The following is a 26,456-nucleotide window of genomic DNA, read 5'->3' on the forward strand; positions in this document are numbered from 1 at the left end:
ATGTCTAATGCTGCAAAAATTATGGTAGTGGATGACAGTCCCGCGATTGTTGATTCTATTGAAATGATGTTGGATTTTGAAGGATTTCAGGTTGCTAAATTCTATAAAGGATCAGAAATGTACAGTGCCCTCAATCCTGATACGAAACCTGATGTTATTTTAATGGATATGTGGCTGTCCGGAGAAGACGGAAGAGATTTCTGCAAACTCATCAAAGCACACGAAAATTTTCAGGATATTCCCGTTCTCATCATGTCGGCAAGCCGCGGACTTGAACAGTCGGCACTCGACGCGGGGGCGAATGAGTTTATCGCTAAACCCTTTGATCTGGGGCATATGGTCGAAAGAATAAGACATTATATAAAATAATTCCATACACGGACCGGCAGTATTCTGCCGGTTTTTTTTATGTAAAGAAGGAGAAACTGAAATTTCCGGGAAAACTTCATGCTAGGTTGCGACAACTTTTCCCGGCTTCCCGAAAATCAATTACTAGGGTGCAACAACTTTTCGGGAGTTCCCGAAAGTCTGTTGCAAGGTGCAGGAACCTTTCGGGGTTACCCGAAAACCTGCTGCAGGGTGCGGCAAGCTTTCGGGAAGACCGGAAAATGTTTCTGCTAAAAACAACACAGGGCCAAAGTTTGAATTCTCCATATAATACACTAATTTTGTGTTCCAAAAATTTTTTGCAGCATGGAGGATTATCTGAAAGGACTGAATGAATCACAATTTGAAGCCGTTACCACACTACAGGGGCCATTAATGGTTCTCGCAGGAGCGGGCTCCGGGAAAACGCGTGTACTTACCATGCGTATTGCCCATCTTATTACCAATGGGGTGGATCCTTTTAATATTTTAGCCCTAACCTTTACCAACAAGGCCGCAAAAGAAATGAAGGAACGTATTGCCAAAGTCGTAGGTCAGAGCAATGCAAGAAGTCTGTGGATGGGAACTTTCCACTCGGTTTTTGCCAGGATTCTGAGAAGTGAGGCACATTACCTGGGATATCCTTCCAACTTTACCATCTATGACCAGCAGGATGCCCTGAATGTCATTAAGAAAGTACTTAAAGACATGAATATCGATGCCGATCTTTATAAACCTAAAAAAGTTCAGGCAAGAATTTCCACCTATAAAAACAACCTGATCACCGTAAAAGCGTATTACGCCAATCCCGAACTCATGGAAGCGGATGAAAAGGCGAATATGAAATTTATCGGGCAGATCTACCAGCGATACGTAGAGCAGTGCTTCAAAAACGGATCGATGGATTTCGATGATCTATTGTTAAAAACCAATGAATTATTGACCCGGTTTCCCGAGGTGCTCGCCAAATACCAGGACCGGTTCAGATATATCCTCGTGGATGAGTACCAGGATACCAACCACTCTCAGTATCTTATTGTAAAAGCGTTGGCATCAAAGTTTGAAAATATATGTGTCGTGGGAGACGATGCACAATCGATTTACTCTTTCCGTGGGGCCAATATTTATAATATCTTAAATTTTAAAAAAGATTATCCCGATGCCGTAACGGTTTCACTCGAACAAAACTACCGTTCTACACAGAATATCGTGAATGCGGCCAATGTGGTGATCGCCAAAAACCTTCAGCAGTTTAAGAAAAATGTTTTCAGTGAAAACGAAGAAGGGGAGAAGATCAAAGTGTACCGTTCGCTTTCCGATGCGGATGAGGCCAACTTTGTCGCCGGAAATATCTGGGAAACCAGGAACCGTGAGCAGAGAAAATACAGTGATTTCGCGATTCTTTACCGTACCAATTCACAGACGCGAGCGTTTGAAGATGCCCTGAGACGTAAAAATATTCCTTATAAAGTCTACGGAGGCCTGTCTTTCTATCAAAGGAAAGAGGTAAAAGACCTCATTGCTTATTTAAGGCTTCTGGTGAATGAAAACGATTCGGAAGCGTTGATGAGGATTATTAATTATCCGGTAAGGGGAATCGGTGAAACGACTCAGAATAAACTGGTGGTCTTTGCCGATGCCCAGAATGTTTCGGTTTCAAAAGTACTCGGCAATCTCCCGATGTATGCGCCGCAGCTGGGCTTAAACAATGGCGTTTTAAATAAGCTGAATGATTTCTGGTCGATGATCAAAGCCTTCCAGGTATTGCTGAAAACCGAAACCGCCTACAGCGTAGCCATGGAGGTGGCTAAACGAAGCGGCCTGATTAAGTTTTTAAAAGACGACCAGACGCCGGAAGGCATTTCCCGTGTGGAAAACGTTCAGGAATTGATGAACTCGATGCAGGGATTCATCGAAGAGCAGATGCAGCTGGAAGACGGAGATCCCAGTCTGCCGAATTTCCTTGAAAATATCGCACTTTCCGCAGATACCCAGGATAAGAATAATGAAGAAGATATGGTTTCATTGATGACCATTCACCTTTCAAAAGGTCTTGAATTTCCGGTTGTTCATTTGGTTGGACTTGAAGAAAACCTTTTCCCGAGCTTCATGAGTTCTGCCACAAGAGAGGATCTGGAAGAAGAAAGACGTTTGTTCTATGTGGCCTTAACAAGAGCCGAAAAACAGGCCTTTTTCTCGTATGCGGTTTCACGTTTCCAATGGGGGAAAATTACCGATGCGGAACCTTCAAGATTCTTAAGCGAAATTGATGATGAATATATCGAGTTTGTAAATCCGGCCATCGAAAAACGCTTTATCAATAATGCAGGATTAAGATCAAATATTTTCGATGAACATCCTTCTGAAATGAAAAGTTTCAAAAAGGTCGAAAAGAAAACTATTGAAAGAAGCGGAGATTCGAAGCCTATTGCCGAACCTAGAAAATTGAAGCCGGTCAGCACAGCCAAGATCATCAACCCGAGCGGTGCTTCTTCACAAGATATTGAAGTGGGCGACAAAGTAAGACACGACCGTTTCGGAGTCGGGGAAGTGACTTTCCTGGATGGTACCGATCCGCAGAATATCAAAGCTAAAGTCGTATTCCAGCACGAAGGCGAAAAGAATCTGATCTTAAAATATGCTAAACTGACGAAGATTTAAGTTTCTTCCTATAGATATCCTTTAAGATTTTATACTAATCTGCGTCATCAGCACAATCTGCGGAAGTTCTTTTTACACTCGCGGATTTTGGAGATTGAGCAGATTTTTTTTGTTCTGATATGTAAAATCTGTGTACTTTGTGTTTAACATCTATAATTACCATAATATCCTTAACCGCCGTCAAAATTCCACTCCCATGGAGGGGTGGCGAAAATTCCGAAGAATTTTTGACGGGGTGGTTTGATCCGCATGATCAGCACGATCTGCGAGAGTATTTTTTACGCTCGCGGATTTTGGAGATTGAGCAGATTTCTTTTATTCTGATCTGGGAAAATCAATGCGATCTTCGGGAAAATACAGATTTCGTATCTTAGCCGTAAAAGTTTTACAATGAAAAGGATTCTCTTATTTTTAGTCATCACTTTATGCAGCGCAACGCTGTTTTCGCAGGAGTACAATACGATTCAAAATATCCATTATTACGACAGCAAAACCAATGTATCCGATGCGTACATCAATGAAAGATGTGTTCTGGATATCTATGTTCCGAAAGATGTGAAGAACTTCCCGACAGTGATTTGGTTTCACGGAGGAGGCCTGACAGGCGGACAAAAAGAAATTCCCGAAGCTCTGAAGAATAAAGGGGTTGCAGTGATTGGGGTCAACTACAGGCTTTCCCCAAAAGTAAATGCACCCAAATATATTGAAGACGCAGCTGCGGCTACAGCATGGGTTTTCAGGAATATTAAAAAGTACGGTGGCGATGAAAATAAGATTTTTATCTCAGGTCATTCTGCCGGAGGTTACCTTGCTATCATGGTGGGTTTAAATAAAATGTATCTCGGCAAATACGGGATTGATGCCGATCAGCTGGCGGGAATTGTTCCTTTTAGCGGGCAGATGATTTCTCATTTTACCACCAGAAAAGAAAAAGGAATCGACGAACTGGATGCCAGAATTGATGATATGGCACCGCTTCATTTTATAAGAGCAGATGCTCCGCCATTACTGCTGATTACCGGCGACCGTGAAAAAGAACTGTTGGGAAGATATGAAGAGAATGCCTACATGGCCCGTATGATGAAGCTGAAAGGCCACAAAGAAACAACGTTATACGAGCTTCAGGGTTTCGATCATGTGGGAATGGCACAGCCTGCATTTCCTTTGCTGCTTAATGAGATTAAAAGGATAGAAAAACTCATGAAGTGACGGATAGCTAAGGTTATTGAATACAAAAAGCCGATCCTCTTTCTGGTGAGAAAAGATCGGCTTTTTATTTAGAATTGATGTTACTTCTTTTTTGAAATGATAAAGTTTACCATTTCATCCGTAACCTGATCTAAGTAGGCTTTGTCGGTTGTTCCAAAACCGTGTATGCCATCTTTTACCTCGACCAATGTAGCTTCGATATTTTCTTTTTTTAGCTTCTTCAGGAGTTTTTTAGATTGTTTCAGGGGAGCAACCTTATCTTTGTTTCCGTGCAGGATGTACGTGGGAACGCCGTGTTCCGTGTAATTAATTGGAGAGACGGTTTCAAGATAATCGATGGCTTTTCTTTTTTCTGTTTTGATGCTGTATCCTGAAATTCCGTAAACCAGCTTTTCCCTGATCTCTACGATGGGCTTAAAGAATAAGCCGACAATAGCCACGGGAACTTTACCCAAACGGGTATGCAGGAGCTTGTTAAGATCGGTCGGACCAAAATTATCCACCACATAATTCACCTTGGCCGAATATAATGCCAGGTCAGGGCTGCCGGGATAATCGTTGTCGCCCGTATACGCGGCAAGCAGTGACAGATGTGCTCCGGATGATACTCCGAAATATCCGATATTGTCTGGGTCAAAATTATATTTTTCTGCATTTTTGCGTACCCATCTTACAGCATCTTTGGTGTCTTCAACCGGTAATGGGAAATGAATCTTATCGCTTACCAATGTATATTCTATGCTGATAACGGCTATATTTTTTTCTACAAGTTTTAAAATAAAGCTTTCGATGTAATTATTGGCTCTCACTGTTTTGTCACCTTTTGCCCACGCTCCGCCGTGTACGTAAATAACGACCGGAAGTTTACCGGAAACTGAATTTTTAGGCTGATAGATATCAAGACTGACAGGGTTTCCGGCCGAATTGGTCTTATAGACAATATTTTCAGAAAACGCTGTTTTTTCAGGGAGTAACGTGCTGGGAGGAATTTTTATTTCGGGTAAATCCTGAGAATATCCGAAATAAGAAAGGTTTAGAAAGAAAACAAAAAACAGGTTCGTCATAAACCTGCTGAATAATTTATGGTTTGTAAAAAATTTCATAGAATAAATTTTGCTGAGTTTTTTATCCCAAACCCCTCAAAAAGTCTACCAAACCCCTCAATTTATTTTAGTTAAAGAATAAGTTCTTCAAAAAGCTTTTCAAAAGTTTTGTCGAGATCTTTCGATTTTCCCGGATGAGGCCTGGAAGTCTGTACCACAGAACTTCTGACAGCGGTAAGCCATCTGAAACGTTCTGGGATTTCCAGTTGTGCAATCGGTCCGCCGTCTTTATTGCCATTCGCAATTTTCTGAAAGCTTTCAAGATTCTGAATGATGTCGTCATAATCAAGCTTATTTCTCATCAGCTTAAATTTATCAGGACATAAATAATAGGCGACCCGGATAAATTTTTCTTTCTTGGAAAACATCACCAGCCCGATATTGAAAAATTCTTCTCTTTCAACCTTGGGAACCAGCCTTATCACAGCGTATTCATATATTTTATCCTCTTGCATTTTTGGCTTCGTTTAAAAAGATTTCAGAATTTTCGAGTCTTGTTTTCAGGAAATTAAAATAAATATCCCGAATCTGCTCAGGGCTTTCATCCGCATCATTCCAGTGAAGCCAGTCTTCAGGGATAAGGTTTACAATTTCCCTGAAAATATTCTCATTCAACACTTCTTTTGCAAACTGGTCGGCTTCATCCAATTTTGTGGCCTGCGGAAGCAGTACATGGTCTTTAACATATTTGAAAGGCGTTTTCGCCGCAGTATCAAAATTTTCCCAGGAGTGGTGGAAATAAAAAGAAGCTCCGTTATCGATCACCCAAAGCTCTTTGTGCCACATCAGTAGATTCGTGTTCCTGAAAGTACGGTCGATGTTGGTGATAAATGCATCCAGCCAGACGATTTTTGAAGCCAGGAACGGATCGATCTTCACGCTTGGATCATAAGCAATTGATTCGGAGAGGTAATGAAGGCCGAGATTCAGTCCTTCAGAAAATTTCAGCAAATCCTGGATTTCTTCGTCGGCTTCCGTTCTTCCGAAATCGACATCCAGATTGACAAAAACCAGCTCAGGAATTTGTAATCCCAAAGCCTCTGTAATCTTTCCTCCCAACAATTCTGAAATCAGCATCTTAACGCCGTGACCCGCACCACGGAATTTTAAGACATATTTAAAATCATCATCCGCTTCTGCCAGCGCAGGAAGAGAGCCTCCCTCACGAAGGGGCAGAATATAACGCATTACAGTTACCGTTCTTAAATCCAACATACCGCAAAAATAAGGTTTTTACTTTGTGTTTATTTCTATTTTTAATATTTTTAAGTAGAATTAAATTCATCATTATAAATTTTCAGTTTACCATTCTGTATAAAATAATGATGAAAAAACAACTGAAGTATGAAAGGTCTTTATGCTTCAGAAGAAAAAATAAAGTATATGGGAATTATAAAAAAGGAAAATATTGTTATTTCAAATCCGCAAACCAGGGAATTTCTTGCTGATGCCTTCTATCCTGAAAAAGAAGGAAAGTTGCCATTGGTGATTTTCGTTCATGGTTATAAAGGCTATAAAGACTGGGGCGCATGGAATTTAATGGGCGAAAAATTTGCGGAAGCAGGTTTCTTCTTTGTTAAGTTCAACTTTTCGCATAATGGTACGACGGTAGATGATCCGCGTCATTTTGCCGATCTTGAAGCGTTCGGGAATAATAATTATTCAAAAGAACTTTCCGACCTGGGGGTAGTAATCGATCATTTTACTACAAATGAAATGGTTGATGATCACAAGATTACGCTCATTGGACACAGCAGAGGAGGAGGGATTTCTATTATTAAAACGTATGAAGATGAGAGAATCAACGGACTGATCACGCTGGCAAGTGTCGATACGCTGGATCGTTTTCCTAAAAATGAAGCTTTCGCAAAATGGCAAAAAGAAGGTGTTTATTATGTGACGAATGGAAGGACAAAACAGGAAATGCCTCATTATTACCAGTTTTATGAAGATTATGAAAAAGATATCCACCGGTTTGATGTGGAACGTGCGACTGAGATGGCTAAAGCTCATGTTCTGATCATTCACGGAACCCATGATGAAAGTGTAAGCATGAAAAATGCCGAACATCTTCATCTCCTGCATCCCAATTCTGAACTCTACCTGATCGAAAATGCCGACCACACCTTTGGGGCCAGAGAACCATGGGACAATGCTGAACTGCCAGGATATCTTGGGGATGCTACGGACAAATGTATTCAGTTTATGAAAGAGAAAATGGTTTTATGATGTTCCTGAAAATTAAGTTTAAAAGGGTCAATTACTCAAATTCATAGGATAAAAAAAGGAGTGAAATGTTCACTCCTTAATTGTTAAAATTTTCCATGCTTCTTCAATTTTACTTTCGAGCAGTAGTTTTTGGGCGTTTCGATGAACGGTTTCATCTGCATGAAAGTCACCCTCAGGCAAAACTTCTGTATTGGCCAGCATTCCCAGGTCATTTCCGGTAAACACTTTGCTGAATTTTACCTGCTCAGGAAGAAGATCAAACCCGATTCCCTTTGTGACAAGCGGTTTCGGCACCTCAAAAAGATTACTTTCGTTATTTCTTGAATACCAGTTACTCCCGAGCCGGGCCACCATATCCAGTTTGGCCTGATCGAGATTTCCTTCTTCATTCAGGTATTCTTCCCTGATATGAATTTTCTGCACTTCGCAAATGACAAGATTTCCTGCACCTCCCTGGTCTCCAAGGGGTTTTACTTCGAGAACCCTGCATTCAAAATTTACAGGGGACTCTTCAATCAGCTTAGGTGTTACCAGATCGGCGTCTCTCATGGTGAGTCCGGATTTAATGAATTCATTTACGCCATCTCCATATTCTGTAGAAGCTAATGAAATCTGCTGTACGATCTGGAAATTTACGGTTCCGATCACTACTTCAGGAACTTCCAGAATGTTTTCCAGGGTATGTTTTGTGGTGTTGTCACGCACTCTTCGCGATGGTGAAAAGATCAAAATCGGAGGTACGGTGCTGAACATATTGAAAAAGCTGAACGGCGATAAATTGCTGTTCCCGTTTTTATCAACCGTCGACGCCAATGCAATCGGTCGCGGCGAGATGGCCGTCTGCATTACAGTCTGCAGCTGTACGGGAGTTATCTCGGATGGAATAAGTGTTTTCATTATATTGTTTTAACGCATTAGTCACATTAGAATGAAAATCAAAGATTTCATTCTAATGTGTTTTTCTCTAACGCTTGTAAGATAAATCTCTTTGTGACTTATGGGTTTACTATTTACTATTTTGTCGGAATAATTTTACCGGAAACTTCACCGAAGCCGACCCTTATGCCTTCTTTCTCAGCCCATGCTTTCATGGTAACGGTATCATTGTCATTGATGAATTTTCTTTCTTCGCCGTTGCTTAAAGTGATCGGATTTTCGCCTCTCCAGGTAAGCTCGAGCATGGAGCCGAAAGATTTCGGATCGCTTCCGGAAATGGTACCGCTGGCGTACATGTCGCCTACTTCAACATTACATCCGTTTACGGTGTGATGGGCCAATTGCTGCGCCATGTTCCAGTACATATGTTTGTAGTTGCTTTCGCTGATGAGGTTTTGCTCTCCGTTTTCCGGTTGGATGTAGACTTCGAGGTTGATGTCGTAGTTTTTATTGCCTTCAAATTTTAAATAATCCAGCACTTCAGGATCCTGTTGTGGAGAAGCTGTTCTGAATGGTTCGAGTGCTTCAAGGGTAACGACCCATGGGGAAACGGAAGATCCGAAATTTTTAGCTAAAAATGGTCCCAGCGGAACATACTCCCAAGACTGGATATCCCTTGCTGACCAGTCATTGAAAACGACCATTCCGAAAATTGCGTCTTCAGCATCTTTCGTAGAAATGCTTTCACCCATCTCTGTATTTTTGTTGATGATGAATGCCATTTCAAGTTCGAAATCCAGCTGTTTACAAGGACCGAATACAGGTTTTTCAGCATCGGCGGGTTTCATCTGGCCTTTAGGTCGGTTGATTTCCGTTCCTGACACAACGATCGAGGAGGCTCTTCCGTGATATCCTACCGGCAGATGTTTCCAGTTTGGTAATAATGCATTGGCAGGATCCCTGAACATTTTTCCGACGTTGGTGGCATGTTCGATGCTGCTGTAAAAATCTGTGTAATTCGGGATGTGTACAGGCATCATCATTTTTACTTTATCAAGATCGTAAAATGCTTCTTCAATTGTTTTTTCATCTTTAGACAGGATAGAATCTTCCTGTAAAAGTTCCTGGATTTTAAGTCGGACCGCATTGGTGATCGGTTTCCCAAGTTCGATGAATTCGTTTAAGGTATAAGCTTCAAAGACATTGTCAATAAGACCTTCGATTTCTTCAAAGTAGCCATAGTCGTAAAGTGTAGCGAGATCAACGATCTGATCTCCAATTCTTGTACAGCACCCGATATATTCTTTATTAAAAACTGCGACACCGAAAGGAATGTTATGTATAGAGAAGTCTGAATCTGCGGAATATTCTACAAATGATTTCATAATTTTTGATTTAATTTTGTTTAAATTTTAGAACAAATGAAGCCTATATTAAATCATTACATTAAAATACGGCTTAGTGAGATTTGTTGAAAATAATTGATTTAATAATTTGTCAAAGATTTACTTTTTGACCTTAGCCTGAGCATTTGCAATGGCTTCTTCATCAATCCATCTCGCTTTGGTATTGATGTCAATCAGGTACAGAATATTGTCCTGTTTGGTTAAAAGTAAGTTTTTGGTGAGAGGGATGGGAATTTTTTTATTCTCTAGCATATCGGCTCTCAGAGAAATCCTGTTGTTTTTTCTGATGATATCTCCTGAAAATACGTTCGAACTGCTTTGTCCTGTCTGTTTATCGTCGAAAACTTCCACGTAAGTGGCTTTGTTTCCTTTGATGACGATAAAATCCCTTTCCGTGTGGTCTGCCTCATCTTTGACGAAAACAAATTTCTTGTTGTCAATATTTACAGATTCGAGATTCTGATTGACCCCGGACTTTTCTTCAAGCCTCGTGAGAATCATATCCATTGTTCCGTACTGCGCTTTTACTCCGAATACGGCTCCGACAAGTAAAATTCCTAAAAATGTTTTCCTCATAATGATGTGTTTAAAAAAAAGTTTTGCCAGGATGCACGATCCTGACAAAACTTATATTGTTATTAAATTTAAAGATTTCCTCTTCTTTCCTGTTCTCTTTCCAATGCTTCGAATAATGCTTTGAAATTTCCGGCGCCAAAGCTTTGTGCACCATGTCTTTCAATGATCTCGAAGAATAGGGTTGGGCGGTCTTCTACAGGTTTTGTGAAGATCTGCAATAAATACCCTTCTTCATCATGATCAATAAGGATGCCTAAGTCCTGAAGTTTCTTAATATCTTCATCAATATGTCCTACTCTTTCAGGAACCATATCGTAATAAGCCTCTGGTGGAGCGGAAAGGAACTCAACACCGCGTTTTTTTAATTCGGTGACCGTGTGGATAATATCTCTGGTCGCCACGGCAATATGCTGTACTCCTTCTCCTTCATAGAAATCAAGATATTCTTCTACCTGCGATTTTCTTTTGCCTTCTGCAGGTTCATTGATCGGGAATTTTGCGTATCCGTTTCCGTTTGACATTACTTTAGACATCAGCGCAGAATATTCCGTATTGATCTGTTTGTCATCGAAGGAAAGAATGTTTACGAATCCCATTACTTTTTCATACCATTCTACGGTTGGGATCATTCTGTTCCAGTCTACATTTCCTACACAATGGTCTACATAAAGAAGACCCGCTTCTTCAGGATTGTAAGCACTTTCCCATTTTTCGTAGCCCGGCATGAAAGGTCCTGTATAGTTTTTTCTTTCGATGAACATGTGTACCGTCTCGCCGTACGTATAGATTCCGGACATTCTTACCTCTCCGTTTTCATCGGTTATGGTTACCGGTTCCAGATAGGGTTTGCCTCCTCTTTTGGTTGTTTCCTCGAAGGCTTTGTATGCGTCATCCACCCAAAGTGCCAAAATTTTTACACCGTCGCCATGCTTCTTTACATGTTCGTTGATAGGCGAATCAGAATTTAATCCTGTCGTAAGCACCAATCTGATTTTTCCCTGCTGAAGAACGTATGAAGCACGATCTCTCACTCCGGTTTCAGGACCGGCATATGCTACAGACTGAAAACCGAAAGCGGTTTTGTAATAATGGGCAGCCTGTTTTGCATTTCCTACGTAAAACTCAATGTAATCTGTACCGTTAATCGGCAGGAAATTCTCTGCTTGAGCAATTTTTTCGGCAAATGTAAGTGTTGACATATTTCTATTTTTACTTTTATATTATTGCATGCAAATTACAAAATTCTGCGAAACCTTTAAAATCGAAAACAAACACTTGTTAGTTAAAGTTTTAATAAAAAAATGCGGGATGAAAATTGATTTTTTTAACCTTGAAACAACAGCGGATTTGGTTTTATTTAAAAATTAACAAAATCATCTGATGGAAGGTTCAAATACAGGATCTTTTAATGTTTAAATCTCTCGTATGCTGCTCTTTCCAGCATCTCTCGGTCATCAGGATGTGCAATGCTGATAAGCTCCTGTGCTCTTTGCTTCAGATTTTTACCATACAAATAAGCAGTTCCGTATTCAGTAACAACCCAGTGAATATGTCCTCTGGTGGTCACCACTCCGGCTCCCGGTTTCAGGTAAGGGACAATTCTGGAAACGCCTTTTTTAGTTCTGGAAGTAATCGCAATGATCGGTTTCCCATCTTCACTTAATGCGGCTCCTCTCATGAAATCCATCTGTCCGCCGATTCCGCTGTACTGCATGGTGCCGATAGAATCTGCGCAGACCTGTCCGGTAAGATCAATCTCAATGGCTGAATTGATCGCCACCATCTTCTTGTTCCGCATAATGTTGATAGGGAAATTCACGGTGCTTACATCGTCAAAGGAGAATACGGTATTGTCATCCACATAATCATAGAGCTTACGGGTTCCGAAGCAGAAGCTTGTAATCGTTTTGTTGTCGTTGTAGCCTTTGTATTTATTGTTGATGACATCATTTTGAATTAAATCAACCACGCCGTCACTCAGCATTTCCGTGTGGACGCCAAGGTCTTTATGATTTCCCAGGCATTTTAAAACCGCATCGGGAATTGTTCCGATACCCATCTGAAGGGTCGATCGGTCGTCTATTAATTCGGCCACATTTTTTCCGACCTCCATTTCTTCCGGGCCTACTTTTGCACCGTAGTCGACGGTCGGAAGCTCTTCTTCGTGCCACACCAGCTTGTTGATTCTGCTGATATGGATCATTCCGTCACCGTGGGTTCTCGGCATCAGCGGATTTACAATAGCCACAATGAGTTTTGCCGTGTCTACCGCTGCTCTTGCCACGTCTACGGAAGTCCCTAAAGTGCAGAAACCATGCTTGTCCGGTGGTGAAACTGTAATTAAAGCCACATCCAGCGGCAATATGTTCTTCCTGAAAAGAATAGGGATTTCACTTAAAAAAACGGGAACAAAATCTCCGCGGTCGGAGTTTACAGCATCCCTTACCGGTGAGGAAACAAATAGGGAATTGACGAAAAATTTATCTTTATACTGAGGTTTGGCAATTTCAACATTTCCCTGCTGGGTAATGGAAACCATTTCCACATTTTCCAGACGGTGAGACTGTCTTGCCAGCTCGTCTATCAGGTGGTTGGGCGTACATGCGCTCCCATGGAAAAATACACGGTTTCCGCTTTTGATGGTATAAATTGCTTCTTCTGCACTGATATAATTATACATACTGAAATTTTTATATATTTTTTCTCTGACTTAAAGATAGTTTATATTGTTTTTATTAAGTCCAAATACGTAAAGATTTTTATCATGTTCGTTTAAAAATCAGCCAAAAAAAACCGGATGCATCAGATCCGGTTTATTATTTTAATGAGAAAACTTATTCCTGCGAACGGTCTTCCATAGTTTTGTCCTGTTCTTCAAGCCACGAAGTTTTATATGAAGGATCTTCAACTTTCAATGCTTCTTCCGTTATTTTTAAAGGACGGAAAGGGTCAACCATCACCGCATATTCTTCAGTGAATTTTTTCCCGATACTTCTTTCCATGGCTCCGGGATGTGGTCCGTGAACAATTCCTCCCGGGTGAAGCGTAAAATCCATAAGATCAATGTGGTTTCGGCTCATGAAATCTCCTTCGGTGTAAAATAATACTTCATCAGAATCTATATTCGAGTGGTTGTACGGCGCTGGAATCGCCATTGGATGGTAATCGTACATTCTGGCGCAGAACGAGCATACTACGAAATTGTGCCCCTCGAAATTCTGGTGTACCGGCGGGGGTTGGTGAATTCTTCCCGTGATCGGCTCAAAGTTCTTGATATTGAATTTATAAGGATAAAAATAACCGTCCCAGCCTACGACATCAAAAGGATGCGTGGCATAGATGAAATCCGTGATCTGGTTTTCTTTTTTTACCTTTATTAAAAATTCACCCTTTTCATCTTTAGGTTCAACAAAAGTCGGGGCAACAATATCTCTTTCGCAGAACGGCGAATGTTCAAGCAGCTGACCAAATTCGTTTCTGTACCTTTTCGGAGTGTAAATGGGCGAATGGCTTTCCAGTACGAAGAAAACCGTATCATCAGATTTTAATTCTACGTGATAAATGGTTCCCCGGGGAATGATTAAATAGTCGCCTACAAAAAATTCAAGATCTCCTACAAAAGTTTTGAGTGTTCCGCTTCCGTGATGAACAAACAGAAGTTCGTCGCATTCCGCATTTTTATAAAAATAATCCATTGATTTTCTTGGCTTGGAAAGTCCCATTTTAAGATCATTGTTGACCATAAGGAACTTTCTGCTGTCCAGGAAGTCATCTTCGGGAGTTACATTCATGCCCTTGAACATCCTTGGCGTTACGTTTTTATCAACAGCAATTTTAGGCGTTACATCTTTTGCTACACCGATCGATTTGATCTGGGTAGGGCGGTGAATATGGTACAGTAGTGAAGAAATTCCATGAAAGCCTTCCGTCCCGAAAAGCTGTTCATAGTAAAATTTATCTTCAGGAGATTTAAAAATCGTATGTCTTTTTTGGGGAATATTTCCCGACTGATGATATCGCATTTTACTTTATATGTAGTTTCTCAAATGTAATACTTTTTCATGAATTGAATTAATAACAAAATTGTATTGGAGTTTTGTTATTAAAAAATAATTGTTAGCTTTGTCTAACAATTTAGATTTCATGAAACAAATTATATTCTTTTCGGTTTTCTTTCCGGTTTGGTGCCTGTCTCAAAATAATGATACTCTGGAGGTAAAATCTTCTCACGAAAAGGATTCGGTAGAACTTGTTCCGCATACCATCAAAACAAAGAATATCGACGATGTCGTCATGACCGGAACTTTAAAGCCTGTCAGCAGATCAAAAAGCCCTGTTGCGGTAGAAATTTACAGCCAGAAATTTTTCCAGAAAAACCCGACTCCGAATATTTTTGAAGCGATTTCAATGATTAACGGCGTAAAACCTCAATTGAACTGTTCGGTCTGCAATACGGGCGACATTCATATCAACGGATTGGAAGGGCCTTACACGATGGTTCTCATCGACGGGATGCCGATCGTGAGCTCCCTTTCCACAGTGTACGGACTGAGCGGAATTCCTAATAGCCTGGTAGACCGCATCGAGGTGGTAAAGGGGCCTGCATCTTCTGTTTATGGCTCGGAAGCCATGGGCGGCGTCATTAACATCATTACCAAAAATGCGCTGACAGCTCCTAAACTGAGTGTAGATCTCATGACCACGACCTGGAGTGAAAATAATGTCGATCTTTCAACCAAATTTAAGGTTGGTAAAAATATAGCTTCCTTATTAAGCCTTAATTATTTCAGCTTTGAAAAGAAATTGGATGAAAATAATGACAATTTTACGGATGCAGCGTTACAGAACCGAATTTCCATCTTTAATAAATGGAATTTCAGACGAAAGGAAAACCGCCAGGCCAGCTTTGCCCTGAGGTATTTATATGAAGACCGTTTCGGAGGAGAAATGCAATGGAACAAATCGTTTAGGGGAAGCGACAGGATTTATGGTGAAAGTATCTATACGAACAGGGTAGAGGCTTTCGGAGTCTACCAATGGCCGTTAAAAGAGGATATCCTCACACAGTTTTCGTATAATTTTCATGATCAGAACTCATATTACGGAACGAGTCCTTTTATGGCTACGCAGAAAGTTATTTTTACACAGACTTATTGGGACAGAAAATTAGGAAATCATGACCTGATGGCAGGAATTGCTTTTAAAAGAACTTTTTATGATGATAATACGCCGGGTACCTTAGCTTCTGACGGTGTTTCCAATGCGCCGATGAAATCACCGGTTTTCGGGATGTTTATCCAGGATCAGTGGGAGATTGGCGAAAGAAATACGGTATTGCTGGGTTATCGGTTCGATTATGACAGGATTCATCATGGTATCCATTCTCCGCGTTTTGCCTGGAAATTTTCTCCAAATCCTTATCACACGCTGCGGTTTAATTTCGGGGCAGGTTTCCGGGTGGTGAATTTATTTACAGAAGATCATGCGGCGCTCACCGGTTCGAGAGAAGTGGTTATCCAGTCCCGCTTAAAGCCTGAAAAATCCGTCAACGGAAATGTGAATTACATCTGGAAGATACCTGCGGGCAAGAATATGATCGGTTTAGATGCTTCCGCTTTTTATACCTACTTCAGTAATAAAATAGTCGGGGATTTTGATGCCGACCCCGGGAAGATCATTTATGACAATCTGCATGGTTACGGGATTTCGAGAGGTATTTCTCTGAATGTAGATTATAGTTTTGATTTTCCGTTAAGCGTCAATGTGGGCGTCACCTATCTTGATGTTTATCAGAAATTTGATGACGAACGCCAAAAATCGCAGCAGCTGCACGCCCCGAAGTGGAGCGGAACGTACAGTTTTACCTACCGGTTTGCGGATAACCTGACCGTAGATTTTACGGGACAGTTTTACGGACCGATGAGATTGCCGGTTTTACCGGATGACTATCGCCCGGAGTATTCACCTTTTTATACGCTGGCGAATATTCAGGTTTCGAAAAGTTTTAAGTCGGGATTTGAAATCTATGGCGGAATCAAAAACCTGTTCAATTTTACGCCGAAAGATCCTTTAATGCGTTCTTTCGATCCTTTTGACCGGTATGTAAATGATCCTGTGGGGAATCCGAATCATTACACTTTTGATACGACTTACGGATATGCACCGATGCAGAAAATCAGGGGATTCCTGGGGATAAAATATATTCTGAAATGAAAAAGTTAATGTTGTTTTTGTGGATCCTGTTGGCGCCGTTTTTCTGTTTTTCCCAGCTCAAAAGAGTCACTTTTCAGGATCTGGAAATCCTGCAGGAGCAAAATCCCAGACCGGTTATCATTCATTTATATACAGACTGGTGTTCGGTCTGTAAAATTGAATCTTTTGAATTGAATAAAGACAAAGACCTGGTTCGTTTGATGAATGAAAATTTCTATTTCATCCATTTTGAAGCGGAGAAAACAATGGGAAAAATAATCTTCCGGGAAAGGGAATTTAATTATATCTCCAACGGAAATTCCGGGATTCATGAGCTGGCGCTGGCTTTATCTAAAAATAAAAACCGGCCGATGTATCCGTTATGGATCATTTTAGATAAGGATCAAGATTTGATCGATTATCATGAAGGATTACTGAAGGCAGGCGAGATGAAGAGGAAGCTGAATGAAGTTTTAAAGCCGTAATTGACCCGAAGATTCTATGATCTTTTTGTAAATCGTTTATATTTTGACAGATAGTTGTACCATTGTCGAATATTTTAGCCCCGATTGCCGCGGCATCCTTTTTTTGGAGTGGGAAAAGCCCGGCAAAAAAAGATACAGCAGAAAGCGGGAAAAAGCTCCTGAAAAAAATCCGGGTGGGGAATTTATTTCAAAAGTACCGCAATAATCCCTAAGATGGCCGGTAAAGCCTGTACGAAAAATATCTTTTTCGTAGCCGAAACAGCTCCGTAAATTCCGGCTACCGCAACACAACCGAGAAAAAATAATGCGATGTTGGTCTGCCATTTCGGATCTTTAATGAAGAAAGACCATATCAGTCCTGCAGCTAAGAATCCGTTGTAAAGTCCCTGGTTGGCGGCCAATCCTTTGGTCGGCTTAAACAGGTCGGCGGGCAATGCTGCTTTAAAAACTTCTTTTCCTTTGGTTTCCCAGGCAAACATTTCCATCCAGAGGATATAAAGGTGCTCGATGGCTACGGCTGCAACTAAAATTTTGACTACGATTTCCATGATCTCTTGTTTTGTCATTGTAAAACTAAAAAAATAAAGTTAAGTTTGGCTATACAATTTTTATAAATGGAAACTTTTAAGCAGCATCTGGATAAATTTATCACCCTGAATGACGATGAGTTTGCTTCCATTATTTCCTATTTTCAGGTGGTGGATGTCAAGAAAAAACAAGATCTGATGGCTGAAGGTGAAATTTGCAGATCTATCTTTTTTGTTGAAAAAGGATGTCTCAGGAAGTTTTTTATCAACGAAAAAGGGATTGAGCAGACTACGGAATTTGCCATTGAAAACTGGTGGATCACCGATACATTTGCTTACGAAAGACAAATGAAATCAAATTTCTCTATTCAGGCGGTTGAGAAGTCGACGGTCCTCAGCATAGATTTTTATGGACAGGAAAAATTACTGGAAAACCATCCGGTGATGGAGCGGTATTTCCGAATGATCTACCAGAGAGCTTATGCAGCGGCAGAAAGAAGAATACGCTATCTGTACGAGTTCTCCAGGGAAGAGCTGTACGTGCATTTCAGTACCCGGTATCCGTGGTTTATCCAAAGAATTCCACAATATTTGATTGCTTCGTTTTTGGGGTTTACTCCGGAATATTTAAGCGAAATCAGGGCAAAATTACGTTCTTAAACCAGTTTAAGATTTTTAGCATCCGTAAGCCGGAACTTTGTCTCAGAAATTTAAAACAAAATATTATGAGTACAAGATTTGACATGGCAACGACAAATGTTGCCGCTTACAAAGCCGGAATCGGAATGGAAGCAGCGCTTCAGAACAGTTTTTTAACGCCTATCCAGAGGGAATTGATTAAAATCAGAGCTTCACAGATCAACGGATGTGCATTCTGCATCAATATGCACACGAAAGATGCCATCAAATACGGTGAAACCCCGCAGCGCATTTTTTTGCTGAATGGGTGGAGAGATGCCAGAGAATTATACACCGAAGAGGAACAGGTTATTCTGGAAATCACCGAGGAAATTACTTTAATAACCCAAAAAGGACTTTCAGAAGAAACGTACCGGAAAGCAAAAAACTTTTTTGACGACCGTCAGATGGCTGATATTATTATGGCAGCCATTGTCATCAATATGTGGAACAGGATGGCCATTTCTACCCACATGCCCATCGGTAAATAATGGATCAAAAAGAGCTTTTCTACTGCACAGAAAAGCTCTTTTTTTTATTTCGGACAATTGAGCTGCAAGACATTTGCATTCAGCGGCTGCTCTATTTTTCTTTCTAATTTTTTGTCATTCACGGTAACATAGATCTCCATGGATCCGGTTCCGACATGCATGGATAAAATATGCCCTCCGTATGCATTGAATTTTTCATCAGTAGCTACGCCATGCACATGAATGGAAGGGCCGTCCGCGTTCCAGGCAATAGATCCTGTAAGGCTTCCCATTTCAACTTTTGTAAAGGTTTTTGGGTTGAATTTCTTAGCCTCGAAATCATAAAAACCAAAAGTAACGTCAGCAGCGAAGCCGATTCCCGTAAAGCTGGCAGAAGGGATGTTTTCAGCTTTTGCCAGATCTTCAATATGGGAAAGCACATCGTCTCCCTGCCGCAATACCATCAGATAACCCGATGGCGTTTTAACATATCTGCAGGATTCTTTTTGTTGGGCCGATAAAGTATTCATTGTGATCATTATTAATAAAAAACTCATCCATTTCAGGCAATTCATAAGTATGCTATTTAAATTTAAAATGAAATTTTCGCACCAAACCTGGTAAACCCGAAGGTCAGATTTTTTGGGTAATGTAAATCTGTGGCCTTTCCTGAAGTTTTTCATCAATCAAAGTGCCGAAAGCTTTAATGTAAGGCTGGCTGTTGTGTTCTGCCAGGCCTTCTTCACTTTTCCAGATCTCGTAGAAAACAAACTGATTTTTATCTTCAAGTCCCTGGTGAAGGGTATACATTTCATTGGCTTCTTCCTGTACCGTTTGTTTTACCATATTCTGAAGCACCTTCAGAACTTCTGATCTGTATTCTTCTTTTGCTTTGATAACTGCTGTAAGATAAATTTTCATTAGACTAATTCAGGTTTTAATTCTTTTTCAAAAACGTTGACAAGATGTTCGCGGTACCTTTTCATATCGCGCTCTACATCTGCATTTTTCTCCACATCATGGAAGTGGAAGCTCTCCATCTTTTCCAGAGAGACAAAAGCATTCATTCTGTGAAAGCCAAACAATGGACCGTTGTCTACACTGGTCTCGTTAAAGAATTCACCGGGAAGCGTGAAGGCTGTTTCCGGCGCATTCCAGCTTGTGGTGACCATGTATTTCCTTCCGCCCAGCATTCCGCCGGTCCCATAATTGATTTTCGGATTGTCGGATGTTCTTCCGTCGCTCATGTAAATTCCTTTGGCATGACCGGCCGTAAACACTTCGTCAATATATTTTTTGAATCCATTCGGGAGCTGGAACCACCAGATCGGAGTATGATAGATAATATAATCTGCCCAGACGAATTTTTTTACTTCTTCATCTTTATCATACCCTTCGCTAATGTTTGTGATTTTTACTTCCAGATTTTTGAAATCTTTCAAAACCTGCAGGGTATTTTCTGCAATCGTAGCATTGTATTTTCCACCTGAATGACCGAAATTTTGTCCGCCATTAATGATCAGCACTTTTTTAATTTTCATAAGATTGAATTTTGTTGGTGCAAAGTTAAAACGGCGTTTCGTATAAGAAAAATAATAAAAATTATAGCTAAGTATTATTTAAATGATATTAAATATAATAAATTGGTTGTCAATATTTTATTTAATACATAGACGAAGTTTATTGCTTTCATTGATGTTTAAAATATCATTATTGTAATTATTTAAATAGATTTGCATCATAAAAGTAATACCTATGGTTAATTTGGAATGGTACAGAACTTTTAAGGCGATCTATAAAACGGGAACCCTGACTGAAGCTGCGGACACGTTGTTTATTTCTCAGCCAGGGGTTAGCCTGCATCTCAGTTCCCTGGAAGCCTATGTCGGATATAAGTTGTTTGACAGGACAGGGCGAAGAATGATTCCTACCGAACGCGGAAAAGTTTTGTTTAATGCGATTTCAGAACCCTTATCAAAACTTGAGGAAGCTGAAAAAAATTTCCAGAAATCTACTGAAAAACTTGCCCCCACGATCAGTGTCGGCATGTGTTTTGAAACTTTTCAGACGACATTGGAGCAGTATGTTTCCAGCCTGCCTTTTAATCTTATTATCAGTTTCGGCGAATACCGGGAAATGCTGGACCAATTGGATAAGGGAATTTTAGATTTAATCATCACTCCGAAAAAAGGAACTTCAGCGAATATAGAGCATGAAGCATTTTCTTCAGAGCAGATTATTCTGGTTGGAGGTAAAAATGTTGATGTGAGCGAATTTGAAGAGACTTCAGGCAAAGGTCCTGAATATGTGGAAGAATGGCTCAGAAACGAAAAGTGGTACGGAACGGCCGGCGATATGGAACATCTTTTCCAGTTCTGGATCCTGAATTTCGGTCATAAACCTGATTTCCGCCCGAATTATATTGTTCCGAACCTGAATTCGATTGTCCGGTGTCTGAAAAGCGGAACCGGATTGGCCGTTGTTCCCGATTTTCTCTGTAAAAATGAAATTGAAAACGGCGAAATACAGCTGATCTGGGAAGGCGATAAAATATTGAAAAACACCCTGTATTTCGGCTGCCGGAAGAAAACGAATTATCACAATGAGATCAATCACATCAAAGGATTATTCAGGCAGATGATGGGCAAGGAAATTTAATTTTAATTAAAAATAAAAAATATATACTTAACAATTATGCAACAGAAAACATACACAGGGCAGCCTGTCATAACGCTGAACAATGGAGTCGATATCCCAGCCTTAGGTTTTGGAGTATGGCAGATGGAAGATTTAAAACAATGCGAAGATGCTGTTAAAAAAGCCATTGAAACAGGTTACCGAATGATCGATACAGCCGCTATCTATCAGAATGAAACAGCGGTCGGAAATGCCATCAGAAATAGCGGAATCGACAGGGAACAATTGTTTATCACCTCAAAACTCTGGGTTCAGGATACGTCGTATGAAAAAGCAAAAGCCGCTTTTCAGAGAACTTTAGACCGCTTACAGCTGGATTATCTGGATATGTATCTTATTCACTGGCCGTATTCCGATTTTACGGGAGCATGGAAAGCCATGGAAGAATTGTATGAAGAAGGGAAAATCAAAGCGATCGGCGTGTGTAATTTCCCCATAGAAAAAATGGAAGAATTAAAGGCGAATTCAAAAGTACTGCCGGTAATCAATCAGATCGAACTGCACCCGATTTTCCAACAAAAAGAACTTCAGGTGTACAACAGGGAAAATAATATTGTAACGCAGCCGTGGAGTCCGCTAGGAAATGGAAATGCCGGTTTATTAGACAACGAGCAATTAAAAGCGATCGGTGAAAAATACGGAAAAACAGTGGCTCAGGTTATTTTAAGATGGCACCTTCAGGAAGGTTTCTGTGTGATTCCTAAATCTGTAACCCCTTCAAGAATCGAAGAAAATTTCAATGTTTTTGATTTTGAATTAACAGAAGATGAAATGAATGCCGTACGTTCTCTGGATACCGGAAAGAGATTGTTTTTTGATCCTAAAGATCCGTCCTGGGAAGAAAAAATGCTGAATGCGGTTGCAGATATTTAGGCTGGAAAAACCCGGCTTGAATCAGAATAAAGCATTACGAATTCATTATATTTGCACTCACTAAAAGTAGTGTAGATAATCATGAATAAAATAATCTTATCGGTTGTCCTGTTTTCTCTCATTTCCTGCAACGGGAATGATGAAAATCAGAACGCAGGCAATAAAGCTTCAATAATCGGAAAGTGGTACATCGAAAAGGCTCAGATCTACCGTTCCACAAATCAGCAGGTCCAGACCTATTTCTCTACAGAATGTGAGAAAATGAGTACACATGAATTTACGCCTTCCCATGTTGTTTCTATTTCCTTTGCACAAAGCAATGGCGGGTGTGTGAAAACAGATGCTGTCAACAGGAAATACACATATGATAAAGGCAATGGTAAATTCTGGTTTGAAGGAGAAGAAAATTATCCGTATTTCGTAACCCAGCTGAGCCAGACCGATATGGCTGTAGAAGACCGGACTCAGGATTTTGACGGGGACGGTATCACAGATGTTCTCAGACGTTTTTATAAAAGAATCAATTAAAACAAAAACTCCTTTCGGTACAGACCGAAAGGAGTTTTTACTTTATATCAATTTGTTATTTCGTAAGGTCAAGTCCTCCAAAATTACCTGAGCTCATCATCAGATAAACTCCGTCGGTTTTATCCATCGTATTCCAGTAGGCATGAAGTTCCTCTGCATTGGTAAAGACCTTTAAATTTTCATTTTTAAATTTGGCCCTGATAAGATCCGGTGAGATTGGCTCCATTCTTTTGATCTTTAATGCATCTTCCGAATAGAAAACGACAGCCTCGTTCAGTCCGTCCATGGCGTGATCATACTGTTCCAGAAACACAGGATTAAGGCTGGAGTACGTATGAAGCTCCAGAAAACCGTGCGTCTTTTTATTTTTAAACTGTTCGGTGAACGCTTTTACGGCAGCTTTCACTTTACTCGGCGCGTGGGCAAAATCTTTATAAAGCGTTCCCTGGTCTTCTCTATCTACCTTCTCCAGACGTTTTGAAGCTCCTTTGAAACTCATAATAGCCTCGTAAAAATCTTCATCCATGATCCCTAAATGCTGGCAGATATGCCTTGCTCCTTCAAGGTTGAGAAGGTTGTGAGTGCCAAATACCGACAGCGGGATATCACCCATCTCTGTTTTCAGATGTACCGTTCCGTTTACAATTTCGTATTCCGGAGTTTTATATGGGATTTTTCTGAAATAGTTTTCGGCATTATCCACGACTTTTACCACTTCGGGATCTTCTTCATTATACACAAGAATTCCTCCGGGCGTAATGCTTGCTACAAATTTTCTGAACTGCTCCACATAATCGTCGAAAGTCTTAAACACATTAATATGATCCCAGGCGATTCCGCTCAATAAAGCAATATTCGGCTGATACAGCAAAAATTTTGAACGCAGGTCAATGGGGGAGGAGAGGTATTCATCACCTTCCAGCACCATAAAATCGTTATCCCCGGTCAATTTTACCATACAGTCGAAGCCTTCAAGCTGAGCGCCCACCATATAATCTACTTCTTTCCGATGAAAATTCAGGACATGAAGAATCATGGAAGTAATCGTTGTCTTCCCGTGTGAACCGGCGATGACCACTCTTGTTTTATTTTTAGACTGCTCGTATAAAAACTCAGGGTAGGAATATATTTTTAATCCTAATTCTTTAGCTCTGGCCAGTTCAGGATTGTCCTGGTGAGCGTGCATCCCAAGAATTACGGCATCAAGGTCAGACGTGATTTTTTCAGGAAACCAGCCGAGTTCTTCAGGCAGAATTCCTTTCTTTTCAAGCCTTGATCTTGACGGTTCAAAAATAGCATCATCCGAACCGGTAACGTGATATCCTTTATCCTTTAATGCAATGGCAAGATTGTGCATGGCACTTCCGCCGATCGCGATGAAATGGGTTCTCAATTTATATTACTGTTTTTTTACATTAGTATTGATGATCTCCTGGAAAGCATTGGTAACGTTTGTCCAGTTGTTCCTGTACCTAGGCATGATACCACTGGCATCCGTTTTACTTCCCGAATAGGGTCCTTGCTTTATATTGATCGAAGTCGATATAAAATCGTAGATTTTCTTGTGATCTTCCTCTATTCTTCTGAAATTGTTTTCTGAAAGGATGTTATCCAGCTTCTTTAGATCTTCATACGAAACCTTGAAATTCTGTTTTATCTTTTTTCCCTGTCCTTCAAAAGAATAATGGGCATTGGTTCCCTTGATCAGAAGATTTTCATAAATTGGTGCATAGCCTCCGCTTTTAGAATAGCTGATATCGAAATCCGAATACACTTTTTGGCTGTTACACGATATTAATACTATGATGGCGAATAAGATTCCTAATATTCTTTTCATAATGTTCTGCTTTAATGACCTGAATCTTTTTGTTCCGATTTTTTAGCTTTTAATTCTTCATCATATTGGTGTAGTAGGTTAAAATCCTCGGTTTGCTCGATGGCAGTCATGATTTTATGTAAAATTTCCTGCGCATTTTCTTTATCATAATCAATATCAAGCGGCGGTTTAAATTCCATCGTCGGTTTTACACCCGTTACTTTTACACGAAGACCCTTTTTATCAAAAGCCCTGCGGAAACCGTTGATTTTTATAGGAATCACAATGGGACGTTGATTTTTAACCAGCTTTGCCGTTCCCCTTCTTCCCTGTGCGAAGGCTGAAGTCGTTCCCTGCGGAAATGTAGCTACCCAGCCGTTATCAAGCGCTTTCATGATATTGTCTACTTCGCTCATATCGACCAGTCGGTTCACATTTTTACCTTCGGCCCTCCAGGTCCGCTTTACCGTAACGGCGCCCGCTATTTTAAATATTTTCGGCAGAATTCCTTTATTCATCGTCTCTTCCGCCGCCACATAATAGAAGTCGATTTTCGGATTCAGCAGGTAAATAGGGTTTTTTATCGTATTCAGATAACCGTTGTTCACAGAACAGAACGCATGGTACATCGCAGCAACATCCGCAAAATACGTCTGATGGTTAGACACAAACAAAACATTGGAATCCGGAAGATCCACAAGATGCTCGGTACCCGTAATTTTCAGTTTGTTAAAGCCATTGAATCTCCGGTAAGAGACAATTCCCAATATAAAAATGATTATCCTTTTTAAAAAATAGGGGGTTCCGAACGCGTCGGTGAAAATATTTTTCTTCGCCATCTTCAATTAAACACAGTGGTGCAAAGTTACATTTTTTTCAGCAACTGACTGAATTCACTTAATATCATTGCTGTTGCGCCCCAGATAATATATCCGTTGAAATTGATCACAGGCACTTCTTTTCCCCCTGCAGTCGGCAGCGACATGATTTCAGGTTCGTCGGGAAGATTTAAAAAACAGGTAATCGGAAATTCGATCACTTCCACCGCTTCCGTCTGCTGAAGAATAAATGCCGGATTTTTTTTAGTGTATGATATATAAGGATACACATAAAAATTACTCGGCGGAATATAGATCGGAGACATATCCCGTATGACTCTTACATAATGTTTTTCAATGCCGATTTCCTCAGATGTCTCCCGTACAGCAGTTTCAGCGAAGTCCCTGTCCATTTCCTCACGTTTTCCGCCCGGCAGGGAAATTTGCCCGCTGTGACGGTCATGCTCGTTGATGGTCCTCTGAATCAGCGGAAAATGCCACTCATCATTTTTGAGATAAAGAACAATATTTACCGCAGCAAACTTCGGATTTTTTGTTAAAACCTCTTCATACGTAAACACAGGACGGTAGGGCGGCGAAAAAACTCCGTGAGCATGCTCTCCCGGAAGCTCAGCGCTCTTGATTTTCCTTAATAAATCTTTTCCAAAACTCATATCCAAATTTAATAATATATTTTGAAGAAAAGAAGAGACCATCCTGATTTAATAAGCATCCAATCCATAAATGTAAAAATAAGGTCTTCATCAATCAAAGCATGAATAAGGTCAAAAACATCCACCATTTCCCACTTTAGTACGGATATCAACCCATGAATAACCCTCAACTCGCCAACCCTCAAACCCAGTTTCCTCAGGAGCTTAATCCGGCTCTCCGCTACTACTCCTCGCGCCGACGCTTCCTTTGCAAAGTCCCTCTCTTTCCTTCT

30 protein-coding genes are annotated in these 26,456 nt (G+C 40.5%); 11 read left to right on the top strand and 19 right to left on the bottom strand.

What is annotated here, in order from left to right; translation table 11 throughout:
* Positions 1–369, top strand: a complete 369-nt coding sequence (locus tag AC0N32_RS13905; protein ID WP_476394450.1) for a response regulator transcription factor — start codon at positions 1–3, stop codon at positions 367–369.
* A gap of 123 nt (positions 370–492) precedes the next feature.
* On the opposite strand, the gene AC0N32_RS13910 is transcribed toward AC0N32_RS13905, so the two are convergent.
* Entirely contained in the window at positions 493–654 is a 162-nt protein-coding gene (locus AC0N32_RS13910; protein WP_476394451.1) for a hypothetical protein, read from the bottom strand.
* A gap of 39 nt (positions 655–693) precedes the next feature.
* Here AC0N32_RS13910 and AC0N32_RS13915 point away from each other — a divergent pair, with 39 nt between their 5' ends.
* Positions 694–3,027, top strand: a complete 2,334-nt coding sequence (locus tag AC0N32_RS13915; RefSeq protein WP_476394452.1) for an ATP-dependent helicase — start codon at positions 694–696, stop codon at positions 3,025–3,027.
* 390 nt (positions 3,028–3,417) lie between these two features.
* Positions 3,418–4,236: an alpha/beta hydrolase gene (locus AC0N32_RS13920; protein WP_476394453.1), complete on the top strand. Its 819-nt coding sequence runs from the start codon at positions 3,418–3,420 to the stop codon at positions 4,234–4,236.
* Between the two features lie 80 nt (positions 4,237–4,316).
* Here AC0N32_RS13920 and AC0N32_RS13925 read toward each other — a convergent pair whose 3' ends face one another.
* The 3 genes from AC0N32_RS13925 to AC0N32_RS13935 form a co-directional block, all read right to left on the bottom strand.
* Positions 4,317–5,339 carry an alpha/beta hydrolase fold domain-containing protein gene (locus AC0N32_RS13925; protein ID WP_476394454.1) on the bottom strand — a complete coding sequence of 341 codons (1,023 nt, stop codon included), beginning with the start codon at positions 5,337–5,339 and terminating at the stop codon, positions 4,317–4,319.
* A gap of 71 nt (positions 5,340–5,410) precedes the next feature.
* Positions 5,411–5,794, bottom strand: a complete 384-nt coding sequence (locus AC0N32_RS13930) for a DUF3037 domain-containing protein (RefSeq protein WP_476394455.1) — start codon at positions 5,792–5,794, stop codon at positions 5,411–5,413.
* Positions 5,781–6,554 carry a HipA family kinase gene (locus AC0N32_RS13935; RefSeq protein WP_476394456.1) on the bottom strand — a complete coding sequence of 258 codons (774 nt, stop codon included), beginning with the start codon at positions 6,552–6,554 and terminating at the stop codon, positions 5,781–5,783. The genes AC0N32_RS13930 and AC0N32_RS13935 overlap by 14 nt, the downstream gene beginning before the upstream one ends.
* Before the next feature lie 129 nt (positions 6,555–6,683).
* Between AC0N32_RS13935 and AC0N32_RS13940 the strand changes: the two genes are divergently transcribed.
* Entirely contained in the window at positions 6,684–7,568 is an 885-nt protein-coding gene (locus AC0N32_RS13940) for an alpha/beta hydrolase family protein (protein WP_476394457.1), read from the top strand.
* A gap of 69 nt (positions 7,569–7,637) precedes the next feature.
* Here AC0N32_RS13940 and AC0N32_RS13945 read toward each other — a convergent pair whose 3' ends face one another.
* The 6 genes from AC0N32_RS13945 to AC0N32_RS13970 form a co-directional block, all read right to left on the bottom strand.
* Positions 7,638–8,465 carry a flavin reductase family protein gene (locus AC0N32_RS13945; protein WP_476394458.1) on the bottom strand — a complete coding sequence of 276 codons (828 nt, stop codon included), beginning with the start codon at positions 8,463–8,465 and terminating at the stop codon, positions 7,638–7,640.
* A gap of 116 nt (positions 8,466–8,581) precedes the next feature.
* On the bottom strand, positions 8,582–9,829 hold the full coding sequence (gene fahA / locus AC0N32_RS13950) for a fumarylacetoacetase (RefSeq protein ID WP_476394459.1): 1,248 nt from the start codon (positions 9,827–9,829) through the stop codon (positions 8,582–8,584).
* 120 nt (positions 9,830–9,949) lie between these two features.
* Complete coding sequence (locus AC0N32_RS13955) at positions 9,950–10,426, bottom strand: hypothetical protein (protein WP_476394460.1); 477 nt, start codon at positions 10,424–10,426, stop codon at positions 9,950–9,952.
* Between the two features lie 68 nt (positions 10,427–10,494).
* Complete coding sequence (gene hppD, locus AC0N32_RS13960) at positions 10,495–11,625, bottom strand: 4-hydroxyphenylpyruvate dioxygenase (protein WP_476394461.1); 1,131 nt, start codon at positions 11,623–11,625, stop codon at positions 10,495–10,497.
* Positions 11,626–11,831: 206 nt separating this feature from the next.
* The gene (locus AC0N32_RS13965; protein WP_476394462.1) at positions 11,832–13,106 is read right to left on the bottom strand and encodes an acetyl-CoA hydrolase/transferase family protein; all 1,275 of its coding nucleotides are present in this window, start codon (positions 13,104–13,106) and stop codon (positions 11,832–11,834) included.
* Positions 13,107–13,260: 154 nt separating this feature from the next.
* A complete protein-coding gene (locus tag AC0N32_RS13970) occupies positions 13,261–14,448 on the bottom strand; it encodes a homogentisate 1,2-dioxygenase (protein WP_476394463.1) in 1,188 nt (395 codons plus the stop codon).
* A 121-nt stretch (positions 14,449–14,569) separates the two neighbouring features.
* On the opposite strand from AC0N32_RS13970, the gene AC0N32_RS13975 reads away from it, so the two are divergent.
* Together AC0N32_RS13975 and AC0N32_RS13980 are read left to right on the top strand one after the other, a co-directional pair.
* On the top strand, positions 14,570–16,639 hold the full coding sequence (locus AC0N32_RS13975) for a TonB-dependent receptor plug domain-containing protein (protein WP_476394464.1): 2,070 nt from the start codon (positions 14,570–14,572) through the stop codon (positions 16,637–16,639).
* Entirely contained in the window at positions 16,636–17,103 is a 468-nt protein-coding gene (locus AC0N32_RS13980; RefSeq protein ID WP_476394465.1) for a thioredoxin family protein, read from the top strand. The genes AC0N32_RS13975 and AC0N32_RS13980 overlap by 4 nt, the downstream gene beginning before the upstream one ends.
* Positions 17,104–17,285: 182 nt before the next feature.
* Here the strand turns inward: AC0N32_RS13980 and AC0N32_RS13985 are convergent, their stop codons facing one another.
* Positions 17,286–17,651, bottom strand: a complete 366-nt coding sequence (locus tag AC0N32_RS13985) for a DUF1304 domain-containing protein (protein ID WP_476394466.1) — start codon at positions 17,649–17,651, stop codon at positions 17,286–17,288.
* Between the two features lie 66 nt (positions 17,652–17,717).
* Here AC0N32_RS13985 and AC0N32_RS13990 point away from each other — a divergent pair, with 66 nt between their 5' ends.
* A complete protein-coding gene (locus tag AC0N32_RS13990) occupies positions 17,718–18,290 on the top strand; it encodes a Crp/Fnr family transcriptional regulator (RefSeq protein WP_476394467.1) in 573 nt (190 codons plus the stop codon).
* 65 nt (positions 18,291–18,355) lie between these two features.
* Positions 18,356–18,799 carry a carboxymuconolactone decarboxylase family protein gene (locus tag AC0N32_RS13995; RefSeq protein ID WP_476394468.1) on the top strand — a complete coding sequence of 148 codons (444 nt, stop codon included), beginning with the start codon at positions 18,356–18,358 and terminating at the stop codon, positions 18,797–18,799.
* A 44-nt stretch (positions 18,800–18,843) separates the two neighbouring features.
* On the opposite strand, the gene AC0N32_RS14000 is transcribed toward AC0N32_RS13995, so the two are convergent.
* From AC0N32_RS14000 to AC0N32_RS14010, 3 genes are all read right to left on the bottom strand, one after another.
* Positions 18,844–19,308 (bottom strand): PPC domain-containing DNA-binding protein, encoded by a 465-nt coding sequence (locus AC0N32_RS14000; RefSeq protein ID WP_476394469.1) that lies wholly within the window; start codon positions 19,306–19,308, stop codon positions 18,844–18,846.
* Between the two features lie 103 nt (positions 19,309–19,411).
* Positions 19,412–19,699 (bottom strand): putative quinol monooxygenase, encoded by a 288-nt coding sequence (locus AC0N32_RS14005; RefSeq protein ID WP_476394470.1) that lies wholly within the window; start codon positions 19,697–19,699, stop codon positions 19,412–19,414.
* Complete coding sequence (locus AC0N32_RS14010) at positions 19,699–20,313, bottom strand: NAD(P)H-dependent oxidoreductase (protein ID WP_476394484.1); 615 nt, start codon at positions 20,311–20,313, stop codon at positions 19,699–19,701. Before AC0N32_RS14010 ends, AC0N32_RS14005 begins: the two co-directional genes overlap by 1 nt.
* A gap of 220 nt (positions 20,314–20,533) precedes the next feature.
* On the opposite strand from AC0N32_RS14010, the gene AC0N32_RS14015 reads away from it, so the two are divergent.
* The 3 genes from AC0N32_RS14015 to AC0N32_RS14025 all read left to right on the top strand — a co-directional run bounded on the left by AC0N32_RS14015 (position 20,534) and on the right by AC0N32_RS14025 (position 22,876).
* The gene (locus AC0N32_RS14015) at positions 20,534–21,436 is read left to right on the top strand and encodes a LysR family transcriptional regulator (protein WP_476394471.1); all 903 of its coding nucleotides are present in this window, start codon (positions 20,534–20,536) and stop codon (positions 21,434–21,436) included.
* A gap of 36 nt (positions 21,437–21,472) precedes the next feature.
* On the top strand, positions 21,473–22,348 hold the full coding sequence (locus tag AC0N32_RS14020; protein WP_476394472.1) for an aldo/keto reductase: 876 nt from the start codon (positions 21,473–21,475) through the stop codon (positions 22,346–22,348).
* An 81-nt stretch (positions 22,349–22,429) separates the two neighbouring features.
* The gene (locus AC0N32_RS14025) at positions 22,430–22,876 is read left to right on the top strand and encodes a lipocalin family protein (RefSeq protein WP_476394473.1); all 447 of its coding nucleotides are present in this window, start codon (positions 22,430–22,432) and stop codon (positions 22,874–22,876) included.
* Between the two features lie 55 nt (positions 22,877–22,931).
* On the opposite strand, the gene AC0N32_RS14030 is transcribed toward AC0N32_RS14025, so the two are convergent.
* The 5 genes from AC0N32_RS14030 to AC0N32_RS14050 all read right to left on the bottom strand — a co-directional run.
* Positions 22,932–24,269, bottom strand: coding sequence for a UDP-N-acetylmuramate--L-alanine ligase (locus AC0N32_RS14030; RefSeq protein ID WP_476394474.1), 1,338 nt, complete (start codon positions 24,267–24,269; stop codon positions 22,932–22,934).
* Positions 24,270–24,275: 6 nt separating this feature from the next.
* Positions 24,276–24,713 (bottom strand): hypothetical protein, encoded by a 438-nt coding sequence (locus AC0N32_RS14035; RefSeq protein WP_476394475.1) that lies wholly within the window; start codon positions 24,711–24,713, stop codon positions 24,276–24,278.
* Positions 24,714–24,724: 11 nt separating this feature from the next.
* Positions 24,725–25,531 carry a lysophospholipid acyltransferase family protein gene (locus tag AC0N32_RS14040; RefSeq protein ID WP_476394476.1) on the bottom strand — a complete coding sequence of 269 codons (807 nt, stop codon included), beginning with the start codon at positions 25,529–25,531 and terminating at the stop codon, positions 24,725–24,727.
* A 26-nt stretch (positions 25,532–25,557) separates the two neighbouring features.
* Positions 25,558–26,184, bottom strand: a complete 627-nt coding sequence (locus tag AC0N32_RS14045) for an NUDIX hydrolase (RefSeq protein WP_476394477.1) — start codon at positions 26,182–26,184, stop codon at positions 25,558–25,560.
* Positions 26,185–26,192: 8 nt separating this feature from the next.
* Positions 26,193–26,456, bottom strand: a 264-nt coding sequence (locus AC0N32_RS14050) for a hypothetical protein (RefSeq protein ID WP_476394478.1), incomplete at its 5' end; no start/stop codon positions are given.

It is taken from the genome of Chryseobacterium endophyticum, assembly GCF_056333165.1.